Origin of the sequence: Escherichia sp. MOD1-EC5950 (genome assembly GCF_002965345.1) — a bacterium.
GTDB lineage: Bacteria > Pseudomonadota > Gammaproteobacteria > Enterobacterales > Enterobacteriaceae > Escherichia > Escherichia marmotae.
Genome location: NZ_PTSR01000139.1, coordinates 1 through 461 on the forward strand (window position 1 = coordinate 1; position 461 = coordinate 461).

At 30.4% G+C, this 461-nt stretch carries 2 protein-coding genes; both read right to left on the reverse strand.

The features are described from left to right. A partial coding sequence (locus BEA93_RS26445) for a FaeA/PapI family transcriptional regulator (RefSeq protein WP_442899329.1) occupies positions 1-88 on the reverse strand: 88 nt, incomplete at its 3' end. Positions 89-281: 193 nt separating this feature from the next. Next, a partial coding sequence (locus tag BEA93_RS25995) for a hypothetical protein (protein ID WP_236942913.1) occupies positions 282-461 on the reverse strand: 180 nt, incomplete at its 5' end.

Genomic DNA, 461 nt, shown 5'->3' on the forward strand with positions numbered 1-461 from the left:
TGCTCATGTCAAAATGTGAAGAAATATCAGTCGTTCTGCATGGCGTGTTTATCTCCTGAATAAAAGACAGTATCTGCTCTTTCTTCATTTCTCTTCACATCCGTATTTGCAATTTCCATTTTATTATAACCAGCCTCTGGTTCTGAATCTCTCCTTCCTTTCCACTTTTGTTTCACATCCAGACCATTAAAAAATCAATGCAATAACAAATCATTTACAGTTTTTGTGTTTATTGATTACGTTATTAAGTCACAGATGATAGTGCATATATTTTTTTCTGTTCATTTAATTTCGCACTTTAATATTTTTTGTGATTTTAAATTCATTTTTTGTGTGAAAAATATGATCTGTTTTTTGATGAATATCCAAATATGAACAAAAAATCCTGTGCGGGATGCAATATTGGTGTTGGCAAAAACGACGATCTTTTTATCTGTTTTTTGTTTTGTTTTTGGTTTTTT